At 56.1% G+C, this 18,079-nt stretch carries 14 protein-coding genes; 6 read left to right on the forward strand and 8 right to left on the reverse strand.

What is annotated here, in order from left to right; genetic code table 11:
- Positions 1-36: 36 nt before the first annotated feature.
- Together Q31a_RS25095 and Q31a_RS25100 are read left to right on the forward strand one after the other, a co-directional pair.
- Positions 37-885, forward strand: coding sequence for a carboxylesterase family protein (locus Q31a_RS25095; RefSeq protein ID WP_145084070.1), 849 nt, complete (start codon positions 37-39; stop codon positions 883-885).
- A 58-nt stretch (positions 886-943) separates the two neighbouring features.
- Complete coding sequence (locus tag Q31a_RS25100) at positions 944-2,032, forward strand: phosphatidate phosphatase App1 family protein (RefSeq protein ID WP_197355655.1); 1,089 nt, start codon at positions 944-946, stop codon at positions 2,030-2,032.
- Positions 2,033-2,253: 221 nt separating this feature from the next.
- On the opposite strand, the gene Q31a_RS25105 is transcribed toward Q31a_RS25100, so the two are convergent.
- The 4 genes from Q31a_RS25105 to Q31a_RS25120 form a co-directional block, all read right to left on the reverse strand.
- A complete protein-coding gene (locus tag Q31a_RS25105) occupies positions 2,254-3,723 on the reverse strand; it encodes a hypothetical protein (protein WP_145084076.1) in 1,470 nt (489 codons plus the stop codon).
- Between the two features lie 388 nt (positions 3,724-4,111).
- Complete coding sequence (gene aroC, locus Q31a_RS25110; RefSeq protein WP_145084079.1) at positions 4,112-5,251, reverse strand: chorismate synthase; 1,140 nt, start codon at positions 5,249-5,251, stop codon at positions 4,112-4,114.
- A 110-nt stretch (positions 5,252-5,361) separates the two neighbouring features.
- Positions 5,362-5,718: a 2Fe-2S iron-sulfur cluster-binding protein gene (locus Q31a_RS25115; protein ID WP_145084082.1), complete on the reverse strand. Its 357-nt coding sequence runs from the start codon at positions 5,716-5,718 to the stop codon at positions 5,362-5,364.
- Positions 5,719-5,918: 200 nt separating this feature from the next.
- Complete coding sequence (locus Q31a_RS25120; RefSeq protein WP_145084085.1) at positions 5,919-6,929, reverse strand: hypothetical protein; 1,011 nt, start codon at positions 6,927-6,929, stop codon at positions 5,919-5,921.
- A 309-nt stretch (positions 6,930-7,238) separates the two neighbouring features.
- On the opposite strand from Q31a_RS25120, the gene Q31a_RS25125 reads away from it, so the two are divergent.
- Together Q31a_RS25125 and Q31a_RS25130 are read left to right on the forward strand one after the other, a co-directional pair.
- Entirely contained in the window at positions 7,239-8,321 is a 1,083-nt protein-coding gene (locus tag Q31a_RS25125) for a DUF1559 domain-containing protein (RefSeq protein ID WP_145084088.1), read from the forward strand.
- A 301-nt stretch (positions 8,322-8,622) separates the two neighbouring features.
- A complete protein-coding gene (locus Q31a_RS25130; RefSeq protein WP_145084091.1) occupies positions 8,623-9,132 on the forward strand; it encodes a carboxypeptidase-like regulatory domain-containing protein in 510 nt (169 codons plus the stop codon).
- Positions 9,133-9,657: 525 nt separating this feature from the next.
- Here the strand turns inward: Q31a_RS25130 and Q31a_RS25135 are convergent.
- The 3 genes from Q31a_RS25135 to Q31a_RS25145 form a co-directional block, all read right to left on the reverse strand.
- A complete protein-coding gene (locus Q31a_RS25135) occupies positions 9,658-12,195 on the reverse strand; it encodes an ATP-dependent Clp protease ATP-binding subunit (protein WP_145084094.1) in 2,538 nt (845 codons plus the stop codon).
- A 561-nt stretch (positions 12,196-12,756) separates the two neighbouring features.
- A complete protein-coding gene (locus tag Q31a_RS25140) occupies positions 12,757-13,584 on the reverse strand; it encodes a tetratricopeptide repeat protein (protein ID WP_231690926.1) in 828 nt (275 codons plus the stop codon).
- Between the two features lie 128 nt (positions 13,585-13,712).
- On the reverse strand, positions 13,713-14,420 hold the full coding sequence (locus Q31a_RS25145) for an SGNH/GDSL hydrolase family protein (protein WP_145084100.1): 708 nt from the start codon (positions 14,418-14,420) through the stop codon (positions 13,713-13,715).
- A gap of 276 nt (positions 14,421-14,696) precedes the next feature.
- On the opposite strand from Q31a_RS25145, the gene Q31a_RS25150 reads away from it, so the two are divergent.
- Entirely contained in the window at positions 14,697-15,077 is a 381-nt protein-coding gene (locus Q31a_RS25150) for a DUF3127 domain-containing protein (protein ID WP_145084104.1), read from the forward strand.
- 305 nt (positions 15,078-15,382) lie between these two features.
- On the opposite strand, the gene tatC is transcribed toward Q31a_RS25150, so the two are convergent.
- Positions 15,383-16,708, reverse strand: a complete 1,326-nt coding sequence (gene tatC / locus Q31a_RS25155) for a twin-arginine translocase subunit TatC (RefSeq protein WP_197355659.1) — start codon at positions 16,706-16,708, stop codon at positions 15,383-15,385.
- 189 nt (positions 16,709-16,897) lie between these two features.
- Here tatC and Q31a_RS25160 point away from each other — a divergent pair, with 189 nt between their 5' ends.
- A complete protein-coding gene (locus Q31a_RS25160) occupies positions 16,898-17,929 on the forward strand; it encodes a type I phosphomannose isomerase catalytic subunit (protein ID WP_231690927.1) in 1,032 nt (343 codons plus the stop codon).
- Positions 17,930-18,079 lie beyond the last annotated feature (150 nt).

Raw genomic sequence — 18,079 nt, forward strand, 5'->3', positions numbered from 1 at the left:
CACCAATACCTACCTTGCCCTGGGGAAGAACGATCCATGCTCCGTTCCATCTTGCGAACCTTTCTACCATTCAGCACTTGTTTCGGGATTGTGCTGTGCACCGCCCCCGTGGCCTCAGCACAGACCACCAAGGTCGACGCTGCGGAAACCGCTCCGGAAAAATTGTTTGAACCGCGCGAGTATATCGGCGAAGAGGGGCCCCTAGCGGGAAAATCTCTCAAGTACCGACTCCTAAAACCGCTGGACTACGACCCGGGCGAAAAATATCCGCTGGTCGTTTTCCTGCACGGAGCTGGAGAGCGGGGCGACGACAATACGGCTCAATTGGTCCATGGCATGGCGGATTTCTGCTCTCCGGAGAACCGTAAGAAATACCGCTGTTACGTGATCGCCCCGCAATGCCCCAAGGGTGAAAAATGGGCAGACATCGATTGGTCCGCCGACCAGGTTGCGCTGCCGCCGCACGCCAGCCAATCGATGCAATTGACTCTGGCTCTCGTAGATTCCATGTTGGCCGATGCAGCGGTCGACAAAAAACGCGTCTACATTACCGGCCTGTCGATGGGGGGCTATGGTACCTGGGATGCATTGGCGCGTCGGCCCGATTTTTTCGCAGCGGCAATTCCCATCTGCGGCGGTGGCGACCCAGCCACGGCGGAACAAATCAAACACATACCGCTAGCTTGCTACCATGGCGGAGCAGACAGCGTCGTCAATGTCGAGCTTTCACGGGACATGATTGAAGCGCTTCGGCAAGCCGGCGGAAAGCCACTCTACACAGAGTATCCCGGCGTTGGACACAATAGCTGGACAGCCACCTATGCGAATCCCGACACCCTGGAATGGCTCTTTGCCCAGCGCCGCACAGCAAAGGTTCAACCCTAGCTTGCGGGTCACCACTCCCGATTTGTCTCCTTGCCCTCAAGCCATAGATGCCGACCGCGTGAATTTTGCTGAACCGCTTCCGACCTCTGACTTGCAGCCCGAGCACCAGGCACAGCTCTTTCCCTCGCTAGGCTACTACGATTTCCAGCGAGCCGCGTGGCGTGCGTTCGTGCATGGCAGAGTCTTTATCGACGGTCGGGTTCCTATCGGTACCCGACTGTTGCTCAAAGGCTTGACCAAGGCCATGCGGGCGACTCCCGAGGAAGTCGCCAGCGATACGTTCCAAAGCCGAATTGATGGCTTTCTATCCGCGCCTGGTAGGCGAAGGAGAATCGTACTTGCGATCGGCTCTCGACAGTATCGCTTGCGTCGCAGGACGAGGCGCAACGGTAGCTTCTATGGCACGCTAACCCTGCCCCAGGACGCGACGGCCGCCTGCTCGAAAAACGCCCCCTCCGCTCTGGCAATGCAACTGCTGCGTTCCACCGACGAGGTCGGCACCATTTCCGCCACGCGCGGAGAAATCCACCTGGTGCCCACGCATGGGATCAGTGTGGTGAGTGACATTGACGACACCATCAAGATGACCGAAGCGACCAGTCGCAAGGAGATGCTTGCGAACACTTTCCTGCGTCCGTTCGAAGTCATTGAGGGAATGGCACAGTTGTACCAAAGCTGGGAGACGCAGGGCTGCGCCTTCCACTACGTTTCAAGCAGCCCCTGGCAACTCTACGAGCCACTGGCTGAACTGTGCGCCGCCAGCCGTTTCCCGTCGGGCAGCATGCACCTACGTTACTTCCGAGTCCGAGACGAAATGTTCAAGCGTTTCCGCCCCATCCGACGCAATAGCAAAGTCGGCATCATTGCGGGAATCCTCAAGACGTTGCCCGCGCGCAAATTCATCCTCGTCGGAGATAGCGGAGAGAAGGACCCAGAAATCTACCGCTTTCTGGCGCGACGCTTCCCCACGCAAATTGTCGCAGTCCTCATCCGAAATCTCGAATCACGACCACTCGACGCTAAGCGTCTGCGAAAACTGCGAACAATCTCCGGCACAACTCGTTGCAAAATCTTCACTAAGTCTGAAGAAATCGCCGGAACTATTGATCGACTCAAGCAAAAGCATCCCGATCTCAATCATCCATAACCCTACAAGACCTGCCCGCATCACAACCCGCCGCAAGACGCCTTGTCCAAATCGCAACCCGCCGCGTAAGCAAGGCCGGAGCGGCTGCGACAGGGCGTCCCCACCGCAACCGTTCTTTCATAGCTACGCCGGTCGGCATGGCAAGTCAACGCAACCACTCACCACACGCCCTGGAGCGACCGTTGCGCAACAGCTGACTACGCGACTAATCAGACAGGTGATTAGCGCAAGTCACTTAAGCTGGAATCCTCGACGGCTACGTCCGTTCGAGGCGTCTCCAACGGTAGCCACACCATGGCCAGTTTTGGAAGCCACCCCAGCACTTCGCGATGCGTGCTTCTAAGGCCAGTGGAGTCTTCATCCACGACACTCTCTGAAACGAATTTAGCCGAATCACTGAGCGCGGCGACAACTCGCGACAGTTCGATTGGTTGCGACCACTTCTCGATCGCGCGCGTTGCTAACACCCCCTGATTCCCGGCCACGATCACGCCATCGGGCTGTCGTCCCACCAGGTGAATTTTGCCTGGACTAATCTGAAAGAAGCAGTGCACGGCGCGGAATGCATAACCACCATCCGGCATCGATTGCGTTACAGGGGTAACCACATCCATGTACCGTCCCATAGTTTCCAGCAGCCTCCCACTGATGAATCCTGGCGTCGGCATCTCAAGTCCCCCGTGGATCGATTGCAAACCTTCGCTGCTGAGGAACGCTTCTTTAATTAGCAGATTCCCCATGCCATTGAGCGCCGCCCCTGAACCCCAGGTCAGCCGCCCAAAATCGATTCCCTCAAAGCGACTCCATTCATCATCGGAGTTCGCCTCAGGCGTAGACTTGGGTTTGTTAATCCACAGCCCCCATACTCGATTCCATTGCCTAAAATCGATGACGCCGGCAAAACGCGCCTGATCCCCCAACGCCTTGAGTTGTGGTAGCAGATCCACCACGAGAGAGCAGGGGAGTGAAGTTGCGCCAGTCCGCAATTGCATTTCGGTCATCAATTGCTGCTCTCCATGATGCCGTCGGATCATGAGCCGAGACGAATCGATTTGCTCAGCTTGCTGGCTTTCATTTTGAGCGAGTGCCTCGTGCGACTGCGCACCCACAAGATGTTCGGGACGATCCGTAAACTGAAAATCAATGGTCAGCCACTGCGAATCGAATTCTGGAAAGAAGCTGACCAATACGTTTCGAAGTGTCTGCTCACGCGTTTCACTTCTGACGACGACTTGCTGCATGCGAAAGACCGCCGCTTTGGAAGCCGCCGACGGACGGCACAGCATCCAATCGTGAGCAATTCTCCACACAGTTGCCATTTGGTCGGATTCCAAATTGGGCTGATCGAGCTGGACCAACCACTGCCCTCGGTAGAAGGCGACATCGGCAGACTGGACGCGGGCGATGATTTGCTTGGTTTCAGGATGCTTGAGCTGAATTCCATGTAGCACAAAGCGGTCGGGCGACTTGCCCTCCCAAGAAGCGACTTCGACAGACACCCCTAGGGTGCCAGTCAACCAAGCTTCCCACTGGGCGGTTCTGAATCGGCCGTAGAGAGAAGTTGCATGCAAGAGAGTCCACGCCACACAAAACGCCAGCGGCAACACACCTAATATTAGGAATGCGAGTCGCGTGAGGCCACGTGCTGTCGACTCATGCACCTGCCAACGATTTGTTCTGTGAGCTGCCATCCGTAGCAGTTTGCCCCTATCAATGGTACGGTCATCCGTAGCCAACCACGAAGCGTTTAACACCCCGGCAAAGTTGAAACAAGGGTCTTTGCGACCACCGCTACCGTACACGCCCTCAGATTACTTGGGAGTGCTAGTCCAAGTCTACCGTGAAATGCGAATTGCCCATTGCTAGCGTTACCGCTGCCGCGCGCTTCGGTGTGCCACCTTCACAGCACAACTCAAGAGACGCTTAAATCGACAAGCTGGTAAGCAAGGCAGAGAACCTCTCCTCTGCGGAGCGATTTGGAGAGTTGCCTCCGAAATCAAACTGAAAAACGCGCACGCCCCCATTTGCGGCTGAACAACACCACTCGGCCGGGGATATCTTCGGCTCAGCGGTAGTTTTCTACTGCTGAGCGGCGCGTTCCAGGTAAAGTTGATAGCGACCTTGCATCTCCTCAACGCTGTCTCCGCCAAACTTGTCCACCAGTGCAGCCGCAATTTCAAAGGCCACCACATGCTCTACGATGACACTCGCCGCTGAAATGGCGCACACATCGCTACGTTCGTAACTTGCCCGTTGCGGCTCTTTGCTGTCCATGCGAATCGAATCGAGCGGCTTGCGAAGCGTGCTGATCGGCTTCTTGGCAGCCCGCACGACGAGTGGCTGCCCATTGGTCATTCCGCCTTCCAAACCACCTGCATTGTTGGTGGGGCGGGTGTACCCTAAGCTCGGCAAATGCTTTTGCGATGGATCGTAATGGATCGCATCATGCACATTGGATCCCGTGCGGCGCGCCGCTTCAAATCCCAAGCCGATTTCGACTCCCTTAATCGCTTGGACCGCCATCACCGCTTGGGCAATTTTCCCGTCTAATTTACGATCCCACTGGGCGTGGGTCCCCAAGCCTATCGGCAATCCTTCTACTCGGACCTCGATGACACCGCCCAGTGTATCTCCATCATTGGCCGTATCGTCGATCAACTTCTCAAATTCGGCATCCCGCTGGGGCGCTAGGCTATAGACCGAACTTTGATCGCGAGCGACGCGGTGCTCTTCCAAGCTACCACTTGGGGTGTCGATCGCCAGTCGCCCAATTTCGGTCACGTAGCCGATGGTTTCGATTCCAAAAACCCGGAGCAACTGCCGAGCGATGGCACCGGCAGCCACGCGCACCGCGGTTTCCCGCGCGCTGGCCCTCTCCAGGACTCCTCGGATCGATCCAAGATATTTGACTGCTCCGACAAGGTCCGCATGCCCTGGCCTGGGGCGTTCCAGCTCCTTGAGTCGCTCAAGCTTGTAGTCCGCATTAACCACCTGCAGTGTTAGTGGACTGCCCAAGGTCCTTCCCTGCCAAATGCCGGTGAGCACCTCCAGTTTGTCGGTTTCCAACTTTTGTCGACCACCACGTCCGTATCCACCCTGGCGTCGCTTGAGCTCGACATTCACCATTTCATAGTCAATTTCGAGCCCTGCTGGAAATCCATCGAGGAGGGCTAGCAATGTTTTTCCGTGGGATTCGCCAGCGGTCCAATACCTAAGCATCTACGTTCTTCTTTATCAGTAGTGATCTTGCGCGGGAGGAGGCATGGCAGGAGGTCGCTCCTGCCTCAATGTATGATGAAAGACAATAGTCCGGCGAGGCACGGCCGCAACTATTTCTCGGTCCAGACTGGCGTGGGTGTCATCTCAGGGCTGACCGCTCCCCCAGCATCTTTGCGACCGCTTCCCTCCAAACGGCTGGTGGCACGTATCGTCATGTCCCCCACACACTCAATTTGACAGCTGAGTCGCACCTTATCCAAGCTACGTTCGGTTAAACAGACTTTTTCGGCTTCCGTCATCCGATCCGGCTCGCCGTCGACAAACTCGACGCGGCATGTCGTGCACCGAGCGTTCCCACCGCATGCATGCAATTGGTCAATTCCCGCATCCTCGGTTAACGCCAGGACTAGCCGCTTGCCAGCTTCGACTTCAAATTCCCCGACACCTTCAACATTGAGCTTGGGCATGGCCTGGATCACTTTAATTTACGCGTTCTGAGGTTAAAAACTTGGGGCGAACTAACACCCGTTACGATTTTAGCAGACCCCGCATCTTTAGCAGACCCTGCTTTCCTGCCACTCAATCACCAGATCGAGAGGCACCAGATCGAGAGGCAGCGTTGCTCTCGGAGCGTGAAGGCCCGCCAGCTAGAAGCCCCCCCCCCCATCTAGGGAGCATCATCAACCTCCAACAATTCCGCTGGAATCTTTACGCGGTGCAGGGGAGTCGGCAAGAACTCACTGGTTAGCAGTAAATGCTCCCCATCGGCTGCAAAGCAAATACTCTCTCCTTGCTTGCGCGCCGGTACGCTCACGATCTCCTTAGTCGCCCCCTCTACGGTCTCCCCCTCAGCCAACAACCAGCTTTTCCGAGCATCTGGGCGGCGAACGATGCAGGCCGGCCCATAGGTGTTCAACGCCAGCAAACGTCCATCGGGGCTGATATCCGCGCCACTCACCATCGGCAAAAATAGCGACTCGCGCGAGGTTGCGACTCGCGTTTGCTCCCCCTTGATCTCGGTAGCGTCCATCGAAAACAAACGGCAGCCCAACAACTCCTTGCTGGGCAACAAGAACGCTTGCGCCCGCGGATCAAATGCAATCGACTCGCAGTCCACGGGACCAGTATCAAACTTCAGTCGCAGCACCCCCCACAGCGGCTGCCGCAACATCAAATTGGGCTTGCGCATCGCGAGTGGGATATCGTTGTTGCTTGCCTTCCCATCGGCGGATAAATTTTTTGGTAGCTCAAATACAGGCTCTTCGATAACATAGACTTCCACACGCTCCCGTCGGCGAGAATTATCTCCTACATCCGCCACGGCCAGAAAGTGCCTCCCAGCCTGCTCGAAAGCGCAAATATCCTCCCAATCGACCGCCTTGGCCCCCTCCAGCACCACGTGCGCCAGCCACTCTCCATCAGGAGAAAAACCAAACAATGCAGCCTTCCCTCCCGAGTCATTGTGGCTCCAAATCACCCGTCCCTGCGGTGCATCAGGTCCTAGTTCGGCGTCCAGAGTGGAGCGTTGGAGCGTTCCCACGCATACGCCACTGCTCTCCGTCAAATTGGGGCAGCCAAGCATGACTTGTGCGTTACCAAGCGACAGACCAAGGCAGAGCAGGCAAGCGACACTCACCCCCCACCTGAGCAGAATCAACCTAACTCGCATACTCGGCATAACCCTCACCTAAAGATAAAATCGCCTGACAGGTCGACTCCCCTAATATTGCCCGCTTCACACCTACCAATTAGACTCGTTCGCAACCCCACTCGGACCAGTCCGTGGAATCGCATCTGCCCGCAGGGTACGTGAGAGCAAAAATCAAGGCCCCTACCCAACGACGCCCTCGCGTTGCCTCGGCGTGGCTGAGTACATTCAACCTGACCCAATCGCTACAACCAAGTCGTATCACACCCAGGTTCTATACGGCCCATCCGAACACTCATCCTACACCCATCGTTCAATAAATTCCGGAGACCCCAGTTCATGCATCGCTCACAGAGGAGTCATGGTTTTACTCTGGTAGAACTACTCGTAGTCATTGCTATTATTGGCATTCTAGTCGGTTTGCTACTTCCTGCCGTGCAGGCTGCGCGGGAGGCGGCGCGACGCATGCAGTGCTCCAACAACCTGAAACAACTCGGACTAGCGGCACACAATTACGAAAGCTCATATAAGAAATTCCCCTACCGTCAGGGTGGAACTTCGACCAATTCCGGCCGCAAGAGTGGCTTCATTGCCATCCTGCCCTTCATTGAAGGCGGAAACCAATTCAATGTTATTGAGGCTGGCGACGCAACGGTTCCCCCCGGCGGTCCTTCGGGCTGGAGTTCCTGGGCCCCTTGGAATACATCGCCATCCTTCATGCGATGCCCGTCTGACCCAGTTTCCTCGACCCTCTCCAAGCCGAATTCGTACTCCATGTGCTTGGGTGGCGATGGCACCTCGATCAGCGGGCACAGTAACGTCAATACCGATGGCGATCTGAGTGGGATTTTCAGTCACGGCCATAACGGCGGGCACGCTTCGCACGGTTCCATTGCCGATGGTACCAGCAATACCATTATGTACAGCGAGCGGTTGATTGCTCAAGCTCCTTATTCGTCCCAGGCCGGCAATCCGGCGGTGGGAATGAATGAGAATGTTCCCTACCTAACCACCATTGCCATGGTATCTGGCGTGCACAACAACCCACTGCTTTGCAAATCGGTAGCCAATGGACAATACCTGGTGGCTGGTACTCGACATCAGGGAAACAGCGGCAAGGTATGGCACGATGGGAATCCGACGTACGTTGGGTTCAATACCATCCTGGCCCCCAACTCGCCCTCCTGCGTCAACGCTATTTCATGGGGCGACGGCAATCCAGTGATCCTCCCACCTTCCAGCCAGCATACCGGCGGGGTCAACGTGACCATGGCAGATGGTTCGGTTCACTTCTTTAGCAGCAGCATCGACACTGGTGACCTATCGGTTCCAGCGTTCGCCGCCTTCGGACGCAGTCCCTACGGCGTTTGGGGAGCTCTCGGTACGAAGGCCGGTGGTGAACCTGCTTCTATCCCTGAATAGTTCCCCAGCCTGGGGTTGCGATAAGTCCTGAACAGCGCTGTCCCAGCACCGGGACAGCCAACCTGGTGGGCACAGCAGCCTGCACTTTGACGATCGAACCGCGTTCTCGGGCCCGACCTGGGAACGCACTGCTCTCCGAGGGAACCATGTCAACCGTCAAGCTCTCGAGCAGACTCAAAGCCTGCAAGGCGGTCGCCCCCGGACAGAGCCAGAGGGCCTGAAGTCCTCCTCCCCCCCATTCTACCGAAGCACTAGAGCGAGGCCCTCCGGCGTCGCTCTTCTTATTGAAAGGCGAATACACTTGCTTACTCGACTGTTAACCTCTGCACTACTCGTAAGCTTTCTAGTCGGCTGTGGTGACTCCCTCCCGAAAACAGAGCCGGTAACGGGAATGGTAACGCTCGATGGCGCCCCAGTCCCCATGGCGATGGTCACCTTCCTGCCTGACGACCAAGCCAACGGAACACCGGCCACCGCGCAAACCGATGCCGAAGGTAACTTCAGCCTCACCACTTTCAACTCGGGAGATGGTGCCCTAGCCGGGACCTACCAAATCACCGTCGCCAAGTACAGCGAATCAGATACGCCGGCAGCCAGCGCAGAAACATCACCAGCCCCTCAACTTACCGAAGAAGAAGAATCCAAGCTCCGCGAAGCACAGTATTCGGCCGCAGACGCGAAAATGGCGAACCGTCCAATAAGAACCAAGAACTTGATTCCTAAGAAATATGCCTCGAAAACCACCTCCGGCTTAACGCACACGGTAGTTGCAGGTAGCAATGAGGTACCTCTCGAGCTTTCCTCGAAGTAACCGTCAACGCAAGCCCACGGAGCTCCACGGCTGGCCCTTGACCTGGCCAGCGTCCCTTCCATGGCGGCAGTGGAGCGTATCTCGCCTTGTCCTCAAAATAGCCAGCCTCTTCTTGAGGCTAGCTCACGTAGCTTGCACAAACGGCAGACCGCTGCCGTGACGGGCCGTCGAACCAGCGCCCTCCCAGCGCAACAAGACGCCCTTTTTGCGACGAAAGCAGCACTAGCAGCGCAGACCTTCGTTACGGGAAAGACGTCTTTGATGCTTCCGGCAGCCAGCCTAGTGAGCCAAGCTCCAAGTGTCGCCTGAAAAACTAGATCTGGGCCGTAAGCACTGCGGCAAACCCAACGCACTTTGAGTTCGGCTCGCTGCCGGCCCACTTCGCTGCCGGCCAACATGGGGCAGGGCATGAGGTAGGGGATAGGGCATAAGGCAAAAGAAAAACGGCAGCAGGTAAAACTACCTGCTGCCGTTTGTTGTTATTCATGGCTTCGATCCGGAGATGGAAGCACTTGTTCTAACGCTCTATTCTTCGCCTGAGGCAACTGCAACGGGTTCTTCGACCGGCTCGCGTTTCTCACCTCGGAAGTCAAGGCGAATCGCCTTACCCTCGTCATCCTTCACGGCATCGACGATGATCATGTTGACTCCTTCAAAGGCGCCACGCAGGATTTCTTCGGCCATCGGATCCTCAATGCGTTGCTCCAGTGCACGACGCAGTGGGCGAGCTCCGTAGTCCAGGTTGGCACCCTTCTGAATCAAGAATTCCTTGGCGTCATCGGTCAATTCCAAACCGAAACCGCGATCCAGCAAGCGTTCGCGAACCTTGGACAGTTCAAAGTCAATAACCTTCTTCAAGTCATCCTTGTTCAAGTGACGGAAGATGATCGTGTCATCCAAGCGGTTCAAGAACTCAGGGCGGAAGACCCGTTCGATCTGGTCCATAACCCGCGATTTCATGCTTTCGTAGGAGGAATCTCCATCTGGCTTTTGGAATCCAAATGCAGACTCATTCTTGATCGCTTCCGCCCCCGCATTCGTGGTCAGAATCATGATCACATTGCGGAAGTCCACGTTGCGCCCAAACGAATCGGTCAGTCGCCCTTCTTCCATAACCTGCAACAACATGTTGAAGATGTCAGGGTGCGCCTTTTCAATTTCGTCTAGGAGCACGACGGCATAGGGACGACGGCGAATCTTCTCGGTCAGCTGACCGCCTTCTTCGTAGCCCACGTAGCCGGGAGGTGCACCAATCAATCGGCTGATGTTGTGCTTCTCCATGTACTCACTCATGTCGATATGCACGAGTGCATCGGCATCGCCGAACATGAACTCTGCCAGCGCCTTCGCCAGCAACGTCTTACCAACGCCTGTCGGGCCGGCAAACACAAAGCACCCAGTCGGTCGGCGTGGATCCTTCAAACCGCTACGGCTACGGCGAACGGCCTTAGCTACCGCTGTCACAGCTTGTTCTTGGCTGACAACGCGTTTGTGCAATTCCTCTTCCATCTTCATCAACCGAGCACTGTCTTCGGTGCTGAGTCGAGTCAATGGAATGCCGGTCATCTTGGATACGACTTCGGAGATCACATCTTCGTCGACGATACCATCGGTCTCGCGGCTCTTTTCACGCCACTCCTTGGTAATGTCTTCCTTCTTCTTGCGAAGCTTGTCTGCCTTGTCACGCAGCGCTGCTGCCTTCTCAAAGTCCTGATTGGCAACGGCATCTTCCTTGTCTTTGTTCAGCTTCTCGATGTCGTCATCCAACTCTTTCAAATTGGGTGGCTTCGACATGTTGCGCAGGCGAATTCGAGCGCCCGCTTCGTCGATCACATCAATCGCCTTGTCAGGCAGGCAACGCGCCGTGATGTAACGCTCGCTCATTTCGACGGCAGCCACGATGGCCTCATCGGTGAACTTCACCCGGTGATGCTCCTCATAACGCTCGCGCAGTCCCTTGAGGATCTCGATCGTTTCATCCTTGCTGGTCGGCTCGACGACGATTTCTTGGAACCGACGCGCTAGCGCGTTATCCTTTTCGATGTACTTGCGGTACTCGTCAAAGGTTGTGGCACCGATGCACTGGATCTCTCCACGTGCCAAAGCAGGCTTGAGCACGTTCGCAGCATCAATGGCACCCTCAGCACCTCCCGCTCCAACCAACGTATGCAACTCATCAATAAACAGGATGGTGTTCTTGGCGCGACGCACCTCGTTCATCACCGCTTTGATTCGCTCTTCGAATTGCCCGCGGTACTTGGTACCGGCGACCATCATGGCCAAGTCGAGTACGACAATCCGCTTGTCAGCCAGAATCTCAGGCACTTCGCCGGAGACGACACGCTGGGCAAACCCTTCGACGATGGCGGTCTTCCCCACGCCTGCTTCACCGAGCAGTACTGGGTTATTCTTACTACGACGGCACAAGACTTGGACGGCACGCTCAATCTCACGACTGCGGCCAATTACGGGATCCAATTTGTTTTGCTTGGCCAACTCGGTCAAATCGCGACCAAAGCTGTCCAGCGCGGGCGTCTTGCTCTTGGTGCCCTTGGACGAACCGGTCGACTCGCGATCGGGTGTCCCCTCGCGTCCACCGCGCTCTCCTCCTTCACCACTCTCCATCCCATGACCGAGCAGGTTCAAGACCTCTTCGCGAACGTCGTCCAGCTTCAACGTCAAGTTCATTAGAACCTGGGCAGCCACTCCCTCTTGTTCGCGCAACAATCCCAGCAAAATATGCTCAGTCCCCACATAGTTGTGGTTCAGATTGCGAGCCTCCTCCATGGAGTACTCAATCACCTTCTTGGCACGCGGCGTCTGGGGAAGTTTGCCGATCGTGACCATCTCAGGACCGCTCTGCACCAACTTCTCAACTTCGAGACGAATCTTGCGTAGATCCACATCCAAATTCTTGAGGACGTTGGCAGCTACACCGCTCCCCTCTTTCACTAAACCGAGCAAAATGTGCTCAGTGCCAATGTATTCGTGATTGAACCGCTGTGCCTCTTGGTTTGCAAGCTGCATGACCTTACGGGCTCGGTCGGTAAAACGTTCGTACATGTCAAACCCCTTAGTAAGTGGCCCGGCCACCGATTTTACCCGTTGGCGAACCAACAGTTGGGAGAGAAGTTTCTAATTCAAGTAGCATCGTAGGATAGCGGTCGGTGAAAGACACGCAACTGCCACGCCTACAATACCTCTGCGTCGACGATCGACTATGGGAGCAAAAGCCATGCCACAAGCCCCAGGTGTCAAAATGACTTGTGGAACAATTGCAACGCTCCACAAATCTATTCACCCATACTTTACGTGCCAGCCAAATAGGGGTCGAGCTGCCTCGAACTCCCCGTTTGCGCGACAAATGCCGCACTTCATTCGAACTGAAGCACACAATTTCCCATCGTAGCGATTCTGACAATTAATTGTGAGAGCAGGTTTTAGGGACTCGCAGTGTTTGTCACGATTTCTGCAATAAAAAAACGACGCGCTGCCGTGGCTGCAATTGCGGAAATCCGAACCATCCGCATTGCCGAATGTGCGGCAATGGGTGAATTCATGGCGGTGTGTGACGGTACGTAGCAGCCCAGAAAATCGACAGATATTTACCAGCAAATCGACATCTCACTGGACACTCGACGGCGCTGCAGCGTTCTCCGGCTCTACCTGCTCCAGACTCACCGTAGATTCTGCAGCCTTCGCCTCCGGCTGCTCCACGCCCAATTGCTCAGCTTCTGCTTGCTGCAAGCCAGCTTGCTCAGACTCAGTTTGCTCACCCCCGGATTGCTCACCCCCGGATTGCTCACCCCCGGATTGCTCGGACGCGGATTGCTCAGACTCCGCTTGCACGGACTCAGTGACTGCCGTGGCCAGCTCCTCAACGGCTTGCTCCTGCTCGCGCGCCATTTCGCGATCGATCAGCTGCATTTCACGCTGCATCTCAAAATGCCAGCGAGCAGCCGTATCGAGGAGTTCCAGCTGTTTCAAACGCCGCAACGCTGGCTGCCAGCGTCGCGAATGCCGCAGGACGCCGACTAACAAAAGCAAGGCTTCCGCATCGCGCGGGTTCTGATGCACGATCTCGAGCAGTAGCGCCTCCGCCTCAAACCAGTTTCCATGCAAATACTCGCTCTGCGCCTTAGAAAAAGCGGTCTGACTCTCCGCACTCTCTGGCTTCAAAAGACTTTGCAAGCGCCAATAATTGCGGACCGATTCGACGCCCCACACCACGAGGACCACAACCCACAAACCGCGCACCAGGCTCAGGGCCAGCCATTCCGGCCAAATAAACGTTGCTAGCAATAGCACGCATAAGGTCCAGGCGAAGAGGGTGGCCACAAACAGGCCACGGGCCACCCCTTGGTACCAGGCCGCCACAAAGCCCGGCCATAGACATGCTGTTCTCAACGCTGACATCGCAATCCCTTGGCATCCTGCCGCGAACTCATTCATTTCCTAGCAGCGTTGTACACCAGGCGGGCCACCTAGAGCAAAGGCACTTCCCACACGGCCACCGCACTACCTTCGCCGTCCAGCGGCACCCCCAACAGCCCTCCATGGCGATTCCACGATGGAGGCAGCTACAATTTTTCTCGAATGACCTCTGCCACGCGTTTTGCCAAAATGGCGGAGCCCTCAGCTGTGAAATGCACGTTTCTAGGACGCTGAATTTCGATGAGTCGCTCCAGTGCAAATGCATACAAGTCATCCACCGCAATGTCGTTGGCCTCCATAATTTCCAGCGCCGCGGCGTTGTATTCGATGACATCCTCAGTCCGGCGGCCCGTCGTTTTCGCAGCTACGGGGGTCGTCGAACACCACACCAACGTTGCTTCCGTCTGCTTCAGCTGCTGGACGATTTCTTCCAAGTTGCTTCGATAGGCATCGAGTGCGATCTGGCGATGCGCCTCTGCAGTGGTAACCGGCACAATATCCGCCTTATCGCCCACAACATACTTCACGTCATGGAGACCAAAATTGAAATGGATCACATCCCACTTCTCGTCGCCCAACCATTTTTTCAATTCCGCCACTCCAGTCTTGGTCGAGGCGCAGTTGGTCTTCGGACGCAGCACATTGGCCACCCCCTTCAACTCCTGGCGAACGCCCAAGGTGTAGCCAATGGAAATCGAATCACCGATTAGGAGCACTCTCGGCAATCCCGCCTGCTCCTCAATGTCCGCATAGGCCGGATTTACCCTCTGCTGAGCTAGGCCCTGACCGGCCAACACACCCCAAATCATCACCCCCCAAACCACCTGTCCCAGCCCAGTTCTCACCCGCGACATCCTCGCCCCCTAATGATTAAATGCATTACATCTCACGCAGTGGTGTGAGTTGATCTAAACGATTCCAACGGCTCAAACTTGCTACTGCCATGCCGGCCAGCTCTCCCTGTTCGGCTTTCCCAAGCTTGGCAAGACGGGTAAGCTTGTCCCAACAACACATCCTACCGGATTGCGACTCTGGCGTGGGAATGCCACCCGGCATGCTTAAAACAATCCCCTCAGACTGTTCGCGTCGGATTTTTAACCGAGTGCCATTTCAAACCGAGTACCAGGGATATGAGTGAAGCAAAAGTAAAAGGGATCGTCCACGTCATCGAAGATACCAAGACGTTTGGGCAAAAGGGATTTCGCAAGCGCCAAGTGGTTCTCGAACAGGACAACGGACGATTCCAGAATTACATTCCCATCGATTTCATCCAAGATGGGTGCGACCAAGCTGACAATCTCAATGTCGGTGACGAAGTCGAAGTCTCCTACCGCCTTGGCGGGCGCAAGTGGCAACGCGATGCTGCCAGCGAAGTGAAGTACTTCCTGAGCTGCGAAGCACTGAACTTCGTGGTGCTCAGCGGAGGCGCAGCGGCTCCCGCTGCAGGCGCGAACCCCAACGACGCCTTCTCCGAAGCCGCCTATGAAGAAGACGACGAAGTACCGTTTTAAGCCCGCGCCTTACGGCTTCTCGCTTCCGTCGAAACTAGAAATCCGGGGTTCGCCACGCGGGCGAGCGTCCCGGTTGAGGAGTGCCCACAACTGGGCATACTCAACCCTCAAGCCCTCCTGCGGCAAGCTCCGACCGGCCCCCGCCAGCGAGGCACCGTCGTTGACGGCCTCTGTAGGCGGAACATTGTATTCCAACAAAGAAGAATAGTGCGGACAACCGGTTGCGATTCTAGCCCAACCGGTGTGAGCAAGAGCAGGCACTCCAGCCTTGCTCACCCAGCGGATTCCGATGCAGGCAAGCCCCTTTAGCCTTGCGGATCAATGGCTGCTGCCCCAACTCCAGCGCCGGTAGGCATGTACTTGCAGAGGAAAATTCCGAAGAAGTACAACCCGGTCAACGGCAAGAATAAGCCAACCATGCTGTACACCTCTGCCGGCGTCAGAATCATGGACAAGAATGCGATCGCCAACACGGCAATTCGCCACTGGGAGATAAAGGTCTCTACCGAAACCAATCCAAAACGATGCATTCCGAGCATGACCAGCGGCAGTTGAAATGCGATCCCAAACCCCAGCGGCAGGAATAGCGCAAAGGACATGTAGTCGTTCAGTCGCGGCATAAAATCAACGTCCAACTCGGCGGTGTAGGTCATTAAAAACCCTAGCACCAATTCAAAGATGACGTAAAAAGCCAGGCTCACTCCCGACAAAAACAATGCGAGACTCAAAGGCAAATACCAGTACACGTACTTGCGTTCATGCGGATACAAGCCGGCTGCAAAGAATTGCCAAATGTTCCAAAAGATGCCTGGGCTGCCAATAATGACCCCCGCTACCAAGCCAGCCTTCAGCCAGATCATGAACCCCTCAGTAGCATCCAGGGTTACCAAATTATTCGGAATCGGCTTCCACAGCAGAAAGGGGGTAAGGCTGTTCAACTTCTGCTCGGTAACTCCCACCCAGGGATTCACTCGCACGGAATCGACCTTAGCCTCTGGCGTGACTTCAAGCTTAGCCTCCTCCTTAGGCTTCTCCTCAGCCTCAGGCTTGGCCTGTTCTGCCTGGGCTTCTTCTGCCTTGGTTTCTTCTTGGACTTCTGGAGTGGAAACCTCCTTCGGCTCGGCTGCCTTCTCCTCCTCCTCTTTCGGCTTAGCTCCAGCCTGTGCTGGCTTAGCTCCCTCATCAGCCTTCGGCGGAATGACTACAGGGCTTGCGGCTGAGGCCTTGGGGCTTGCGGCTTCGGGAGCATCGGTGGGAGGTGCCGCTGGCTCGATCGGCGTAATCAGAGCACCTGCCCGCGACAGCATCGCGATCACACCAGGATCGGCATAGGTCACCTCTGGAATCACCCGCAGCTCGCGCAGCTTCGCAGCGAACTCATCTGAAGGCTCAACGCCATTGGCCTTGGCAAATTCCTTCTCCGAATGCACCACATGGAAATTTTGAATCGCATCTTTCAGAGGGGATTCGATATAACGCACGATCGCTTTGGCAAAAAACAGACCAATGCAGGTGCCAATTCCGAGCCAGATTGCAGACTTGATGAGCGTCTTGCGCAGCTCCTCCAAATGCTCGCCGAAGGACATCGAGCTCTTCTCGAACAAATCGTCCGCCGCCTGCTTCTTTAGCATCCTGGCCATTCCTCTGATTACTGTTGAATATGGAACTGCTTCCGCGTCAGCTTTAGCAACCGAGGCGGAGCGTAATTTTAGGGGGGAGGAGAGAAGTGAACTTGTGTTCAACCGCTCGCTTTATCAGCATACATGGTACGAGCCGTACCCCAAGGTCTGCCCTCCACAAAATCAAGTTAGATTTCAACCTTGCCAAACCACGCGTCCCCCAAGATTGCCAAAGCGACCATGCCTGCACCCTATCCCATCAAGACCATCCCCCACTTCCAAGACTACCTGTGGGGGGGGCGGAGACTTGCCTCCGACCTCGGTAAGCCCCTTCCAGTAGAGGGCGTTTGGGCAGAAAGCTGGGAAATCATCGACCACCCGCATCACAGCAGCATCGTCGCCAACGGACCACTCGCAGGCCAGTCGCTCCACACCATCCTCAGCCAGGCCCCCGAATGGCTACTCGGCACCGCTGCACAACAATTCACCAGCCTTCCGCTGTTGCTTAAGTACCTCGATTGTCAGCGCGATCTCAGCGTCCAAGTTCATCCCGACGACGCCTACGCGCAAGCCATGACGCCCCCCGACTTAGGCAAGACCGAAGCTTGGTACATTGTCGCAGCAGAGCCGAATTCGGTACTCTACGCAGGCCTAAAGTCCGATGTTACGCCGGAGGCAGTCCGCACCGCCGTTTCGAACGGCACGCTGGTCGATTGCCTTCACGAAATCCACCCCCAAGCTGGAGATTGCGTATTCATCCCTGCAGGAACGGTCCACGCACTGGGAGCCGGGTTGCTGGTTGCAGAAATCCAACAGGCTTCCAACACCACCTTTCGGCTTTACGACTGGGATCGCGTGGGCGCCGACGGCCAACCGCGGCCACTGCATCTAGACCAGGCCCTGGAGGTGACCGACTTCACGTCCGGGCCACGCCTGCTCCAATCGCCCCAATCGACCGCGCAGGTCGGCCGACAACGCTTGGTGGAATGCGACAAGTTCGTGCTCGATCGCCTCGCCATGACTCCCGAAATTGAAGTCCTACTTGCGGGGCAATTCCACTTGCTCACCTCACCCACCGGCGGCGCGACCCTGTACTGGACAGACGATCAACACACCCACAGCGAACGGCTAGCTCGCGGTGAGTCCGTGCTGCTCCCTGCAGCCCTGGAAAAAGTGACCTTGGAGCTCAGCCCCGAAGCCTGCGTACTCGACATGTCACTCCCCCCGGGCTAACCCGACGTTTGCTTGTGACGGTTATTTGCATAACACCTGTCCCAAAATTTTCTGGCAGGATCATTGCTAGCAAACTCCGATAAGAATCCTGTGGTCCAGTAGCACTCTGGTCTGGCGGTAGGTTCCAGCAAGATCTACGATCGAACCGGA

Origin of the sequence: Aureliella helgolandensis (assembly GCF_007752135.1) — a bacterium.
GTDB lineage: Bacteria > Planctomycetota > Planctomycetia > Pirellulales > Pirellulaceae > Aureliella > Aureliella helgolandensis.